Annotated in this window: 5 protein-coding genes; 3 read left to right on the top strand and 2 right to left on the bottom strand. The window is 67.3% G+C overall.

Annotated elements, in window-relative coordinates; translation table 11 throughout:
• From M3B11_RS13245 to M3B11_RS13235, 3 genes are all read left to right on the top strand, one after another.
• A partial coding sequence (locus tag M3B11_RS13245; protein WP_311197868.1) for a TRAP transporter permease occupies positions 1-2190 on the top strand: 2190 nt, incomplete at its 5' end.
• 144 nt (positions 2191-2334) lie between these two features.
• The gene (gene ispG, locus M3B11_RS13240) at positions 2335-3483 is read left to right on the top strand and encodes a flavodoxin-dependent (E)-4-hydroxy-3-methylbut-2-enyl-diphosphate synthase (RefSeq protein WP_259877939.1); all 1149 of its coding nucleotides are present in this window, start codon (positions 2335-2337) and stop codon (positions 3481-3483) included.
• A gap of 56 nt (positions 3484-3539) precedes the next feature.
• Positions 3540-4415: a DUF4081 domain-containing GNAT family N-acetyltransferase gene (locus M3B11_RS13235; protein WP_259877938.1), complete on the top strand. Its 876-nt coding sequence runs from the start codon at positions 3540-3542 to the stop codon at positions 4413-4415.
• Here the strand turns inward: M3B11_RS13235 and M3B11_RS13230 are convergent.
• Positions 4409-4804, bottom strand: a complete 396-nt coding sequence (locus M3B11_RS13230; RefSeq protein WP_259877936.1) for an RNA-binding S4 domain-containing protein — start codon at positions 4802-4804, stop codon at positions 4409-4411. The two genes, M3B11_RS13235 and M3B11_RS13230, sit on opposite strands and share 7 nt — an antisense overlap.
• A gap of 25 nt (positions 4805-4829) precedes the next feature.
• The gene (locus M3B11_RS13225) at positions 4830-5738 is read right to left on the bottom strand and encodes an SDR family oxidoreductase (protein WP_259877934.1); all 909 of its coding nucleotides are present in this window, start codon (positions 5736-5738) and stop codon (positions 4830-4832) included.
• Positions 5739-5801 lie beyond the last annotated feature (63 nt).

Raw genomic sequence — 5801 nt, 5'->3', positions numbered from 1 at the left:
CCGCGCGACGACGAGAAGCCTGAGGGCGGCAGCACCGCCGCAGGCCGCGCAGCCGAACGCAATGACGCCGGCGACCCCGGCGCTGCTGCCACCGACGCCTACCGCGACGCCAAGCACCACGGCACCACGTCAGAGACCGTCGCCGATGACGAAGTCGATGCCAGCAACGTCGCTGTCATGAGCTCGACCGAAGCCGAGGAGAAGGCCCAGGAGGTGCTGCGCGAGCACGACACCGCCTCCCGCCACCGCGTCGACTCCGAACTCGGACCGTGGCGCTGGCTCATCTTCATCCTCGCCCTCGGCCTCACCGGGTTCCAGCTCTACACCGCCTTCGCCGGCTCCCGCCCGACCCTCATCCAGGGTGCGATCCACGTCGGCGGTGCGATGGGGCTCATCTTCCTGCTCTACCCCCTGCACCGCAGCCTGAGCCTGCGCGAGGACACCAAACCGGCACTGTACTGGGGCTCCCTGGTCCTCGACACGATCCTCGCGTTCGCCGCGATGGGCTGCTCGGCCTACATGATCTTCAACTACGACTACCTCACCGGCGTGCAGGTCCAGATGTTCGGCTACAGCGACTTCGACACGATCGTCGCCCTCGTCGGCATCCTCCTCATCCTCGAAGGCACCCGCCGCTGCGTCGGCCTGCCCATCGTCATCATCGCGACCCTGGCACTGCTGTACTTCTGGCTCGGCAAATACTCGCCGATCCTGCCGTACCACGGCACCACCTGGCAGAACATGGTCCAGCAGACCTGGTACTCCTCGCGGTCGATCTTCGGCATCCCGATCCAGGTGTCCTCGACCTTCGTGTTCCTGTTCCTGCTCTTCGGCGTCGTTCTCGTGCGCACCAACATCGGCGCCTACTTCAACGGCCTGGCCTTCCGCCTGACCGGCAAGTTCGCCGGCGGGCCGGCCAAGGCAGCCGTCGTCGCCTCGGCGATGCAGGGCACCGTCACCGGCTCCTCGGTCGCCAACGCCGTGGCCTCGGGCTCCTTCACCATCCCGATGATGAAGAAGGTCGGCTTCAAGGCGAAGTTCGCCGCCGCGACCGAGGCGACTGCCTCGACCGGCGGGCAGATCATGCCCCCGATCATGGGCGCGGCCGTGTTCATCATGGCCGAGTACACCGGCATCGCCTACTCGACGATCATCCTCGTCGCGATCATCCCGGCGTTCCTGTACTTCGCCGGCGTCATGCTCGCCGTGCACTTCGAAGCCAAGCGCAACCGGATCCACGGCATGCGCAAGGACCAGCTGCCGAGCTGGAAGTACCTGCTCACCCGCATCGACCAGCTGCTGCCGCTGGCCGTCATCATTTACATGCTCATGACCGGCACCACCCCGGCGAAGGCCGCGCTGTGGGGCATCGGCACCGCGCTTGTGCTCAGCTTCCTGCGCGAGTCGACCCGTCTGAGCATCCGCGGCGTCTTCGAGGTCCTCGAATCCGGCGCCCGCGTCGCCCTGCCGGTCATTGCCGCCTGTGCCACCGCCGGCATGGTCGCCGGCATCGTGACCGCCACCGGCCTCGGCGGTCGTCTGGCCGACGGCATCCTCACGGCAGCCGGGGAGAACTTCTTCCTCGTCATGTTCTTCACCATGCTCGCCTGCCTGGTGCTGGGCATGGGACTGCCGACCACCGCGAACTATGTCGTCACCGCAACGGTGGCTGCCCCGATCCTCGTCAGCAACTTCGATGTCCCGATCCTGGCCGCCCACCTGTTCGTGTTCTACTTCGGCCTGCTCGCTGACATCACCCCGCCGGTGTGTCTGGCCGCCTACGCCGCTTCCGGCATCGCCGGATCGAATCCGCTCAAGTCCGGTGTCACCGCCTTCCGCGTGGCGATCGCCGGATTCATCGTGCCCTACGTCTTCGTCACCGCACCTGGCCTGATCTTCCAGACCGACGACACCGTCATGCACTTCCTGCAGGTGTTCATCACCGCACTGCTGGGCATGACGGCGATCTCCGCGGCAACGGCCGGGTACTTCTTCGACCACCTGCACTGGTGGGAGCGGATCGTGCTCATCGCCGCCGGCATCACGATGCTCATCCCGGCTCTGTGGATCTCGCTCATCGGCATCGCCGTCGCCGTGCTCATGGCGATCCTGCAGCGCATGCGCGCCAAGCGCCGCGGTGGTTCGGCGCGACCTGCCGAGACGCCAGCTGCCGCCGGCGCCGAGGCGTAGGCTGGGTCTGCGTGCCGACCGATCGTGTGTGCTCGAACACACGGGCGGTTCAGCAATCATTCACGTGCCCCGCCTAGAATGAACGCAACGACCCCCGGCCCCACAGGCCGGATAGCCACCTACTGTCGAACTGAAGGGACGTCTGTGACCGCGATCAGCCTGGGAATGCCCGCTCCGCCGCCGCCGGTTCTCAACCCCCGGCGCAAGACCCGCCAGATCAAGGTCGGGAAAGTCGGAGTCGGCTCGGATTCCCCGATCAGCGTCCAGTCGATGACGACGACGAAGACCACCGACATCAACGCCACCCTGCAGCAGATCGCTGAGCTCACCGCAGCCGGCTGCGACATCGTGCGCGTGGCCTGCCCTTCGGCCGATGATGCTGAGGCGCTGCCGGCGATCGCACAGAAGAGCCAGATCCCGGTCATCGCCGACATCCACTTCCAGCCCAAGTACGTCTTCGCCGCGATCGACGCCGGATGTGCCGGTGTGCGCGTGAACCCCGGCAACATCCGCAAGTTCGACGACCAGGTCAAGGAGATCTCCAAGGCCGCCGCCGACGCCGGCGTTTCGATCCGCATCGGCGTCAACGCCGGATCGCTGGACAGGCGGATCATGGAGAAGTACGGCAAGGCCACCCCCGAGGCGCTCGTCGAGTCCGCGGTGTGGGAGGCCTCCCTGTTCGAAGAGCACGGGTTCAGCGACTTCAAGATCTCCGTCAAGCACCATGACCCGGTCGTCATGGTCCGTGCCTATGAGCTGCTCGCCGAGGCCGGCGACTGGCCGCTGCACCTCGGCGTCACTGAGGCCGGCCCGGCCTTCCAGGGCACCATCAAGTCCGCCACCGCCTTCGGAGCGCTGCTGAGTCAGGGCATCGGCGACACCATCCGCGTGTCCCTGTCGGCCCCGCCGGTCGAGGAGATCAAGGTCGGCAACCAGATCCTCGAATCTCTCAACCTCAAACCGCGCACCCTCGAGATCGTCTCCTGCCCGTCGTGCGGACGCGCCCAGGTCGACGTCTACGAACTTGCCGACAAGGTCACCGCCGGGCTTGAAGGCCTCGAAGTGCCGCTGCGGGTGGCCGTCATGGGCTGCATCGTCAACGGGCCCGGTGAGGCCCGCGAAGCCGACCTCGGCGTGGCCAGCGGCAACGGCAAGGGACAGATCTTCGTCAAGGGCGAGGTCATCAAGACCGTGCCGGAGGCCAAGATCGTCGAGACCCTCATCGAAGAGGCCATGCGGATCGCCGAGGAGAACGGCGAACCGGCCGGCCCGCCGGAGGTCGTCGTCGGCTGACCGGCACAGCCCTGCGGGGGCTGTCCGGTCGCCCCACCAGGGAAGGACGTGGACGCGTGACACTGGCACCGCTGCGCGCCATGGACACCCAGTGGCTGCGCGACACGATCGCAGCTGATCCCGCCGGCTACGCCTACGCCGCACGACTGCTCGAGCACACCGGCACCGCTGAGATCAACACGCCTGCCGGACGGCTGTGGGGCTGGTTCATCCACGGCCGGCCGGTGAGCGCCTACTACATCGGCGGCACCATCATGCCGATCGCCGCGACCGCCGGCGGGAATGCCGCGGTCGCCCGGATGCTCAATGCCCGCGGCCGCTACATGTGCTCACTCGTCGGCCCCGCCAATGCAGTCCTCGATCTGCATCACCGGCTGACCTGGGGTGTGCCCAGAGTGCTGCGGCCCAAGCAGCCGCTGCTCATCGCCGATCGCGAACCCGGCACCGCCGCTGACCGTCGCGTGCGCCTCGGCCGGCCTGAGGAGATCGACATCGTCTTCGAGGCTGCGGTGCACATGTTCACTGAAGAAGTCGGCTTCTCACCGATCGAAATGGGAAAATCCGGTTACCTCCATCGGGTACGCGGTCTGCTGAGCGCCGGTGAGACCTTCCTCATCACCAGCTGCCGTGGCCCCGACGGCGGGCCGATTCGCCGCTACCCGGCACCGGAGTCGGCCGCGCAGGTGGTGTTCAAGGCCGATGTGGGCATCCGGTCTGCAGCGGTCGCCCAGATCCAGGGCGTGTGGGTGCATCCGGACTTCCGCGGCCGCGGTCTGGCCGCCCCAGCCGTGCTGGCTGCGACCGAACAGGTCAAGGCGACGATGAGCCCGCTGGTGAGCCTGTACGTCAACGCCTTCAACGAACCGGCTCTGAGCACCTACCGGCGTGCCGGCTACCGCCAGACCGGCACCTACGCCACCGTCATCTACTGACCGGAGGATCGGTAGCCGCGCAGCCGGTCGAGTTCGCGGCGATCCTTCTTCGTCGGCCGGCCCAGCCCCTTGTCGCGCCGCGGCGTGAACCCGCGCAGTGCGGGGTCCGGTGCCGGGGTGCGGTCCTCATAGAGCTGCTGGGCCAGTGTCGCCGGCCCGCGTCGGTCGGTGAAGCCGCGGATGACGAGGATCTGCTCGAAGCCGGCCCTGCGCACCCGGACCGTGTCGCCGTTGCGCACCTTCTGCGCAGCCTTCACCCGCTGTCCGCCGACGTGGACGTGCCCGCCCCGGCAGGCGGAGGTGGCTGCCGAGCGGGTCTTGAAGATCCGGGCTGTCCACAGCCACAGGTCGATGCGCTGGCTGCGCTCAGGCGAGAAGTCGGGGCTCATGTCCATCGTCCCCACAGCTTAGCGCCTACGGGGTCGGCTGACCGCCGTTGACATTGAGCGTCTCACCGATGACGTAGCTCGACTCCGGCGAGGTGAGGAACACATACGCCGGTGCCAGTTCGGTCGGCTGCCCGGCCCGGCCGAGGGGAGTGTTCTTGCCGAACTCCGGCAGCGCCTCCTTCGGCTGGCCGTCCGAGACCTGCAACGGTGTCCAGATCGGGCCCGGCGCCACCGCATTCACGCGGATGCCGCGCGGGGCCAGCTGCTGGGCCAGTCCCTTCGTGAAATTGTTGATAGCCGCCTTCGTCGAAGCGTAGTCGAGCAGGTGCGGGGAGGGATTATAGGCCTGCACCGAGGTCGAGTTCACGATCGTCGACCCGGCCGGCATCACCGTGATCGCCTCCTGGGTGATGCGGTAGATCGCGTGGATGTTGGTGGCGAACGTCGTCGTCCACTGCTCATCGGCAAGCTCGCCGAAGTCCTCGACGGCGATCTGCTTGCCGGCGTTGTTCACCAGCGCATTGAGCCCACCGAGGGCCTGCTCGGCATCCGCGACGAGCCGGCGGCAGAAGCTGGCATCGGTCAGATCACCGGGGAACAGGAACGCGCGCTGCCCGGACTCCTCGATCCATCCTTTGATCTCCTGGGCATCGGCCTCCTCATCCGGCAGATACGACAGGGCGACGTCAGCGCCCTCGCGGGCGAACGCGATCGCCACGGCCGCACCGATCCCGGAGTCGGCCCCGGTGATGAGCGCCTTGCGGCCGACGAGCCGACCGGTGCCGCGATAGGACTGCTGCCCGCGATCGGTCTGCGGGCTCAGCGCCTGGTCGAGGCCGGGTTCGGACTGATGCTGCTTCTGCGGGCTGATCTCGGGGAAGCGGGTGACGGGATTGAGGAAAGTCAGCTGGTCGTGGTGCTCTGCTCCATTCATGCCTCGAGCCTAGTCATGGTCAGCCGTCGGGACAATAGTTCGGATGGTTCAACCTGCCTTGCC

This window comes from Brevibacterium sp. p3-SID960 (assembly GCF_025144725.1).
Taxonomy (GTDB): domain Bacteria; phylum Actinomycetota; class Actinomycetes; order Actinomycetales; family Brevibacteriaceae; genus Brevibacterium.
Note: the sequence above shows the minus strand (reverse complement) of the source record. Positions and strands in the feature narration are given on the sequence as shown.

Excerpts from the sequence above, each read along its gene's own strand:
- M3B11_RS13225 (WP_259877934.1), bottom strand. The coding sequence starts at position 5,738 with ATGAATGGAGCAGAGCACCACGACCAGCTGACTTTCCTCAATCCCGTC.
- M3B11_RS13230 (WP_259877936.1), bottom strand. The coding sequence starts at position 4,804 with ATGAGCCCCGACTTCTCGCCTGAGCGCAGCCAGCGCATCGACCTGTGG.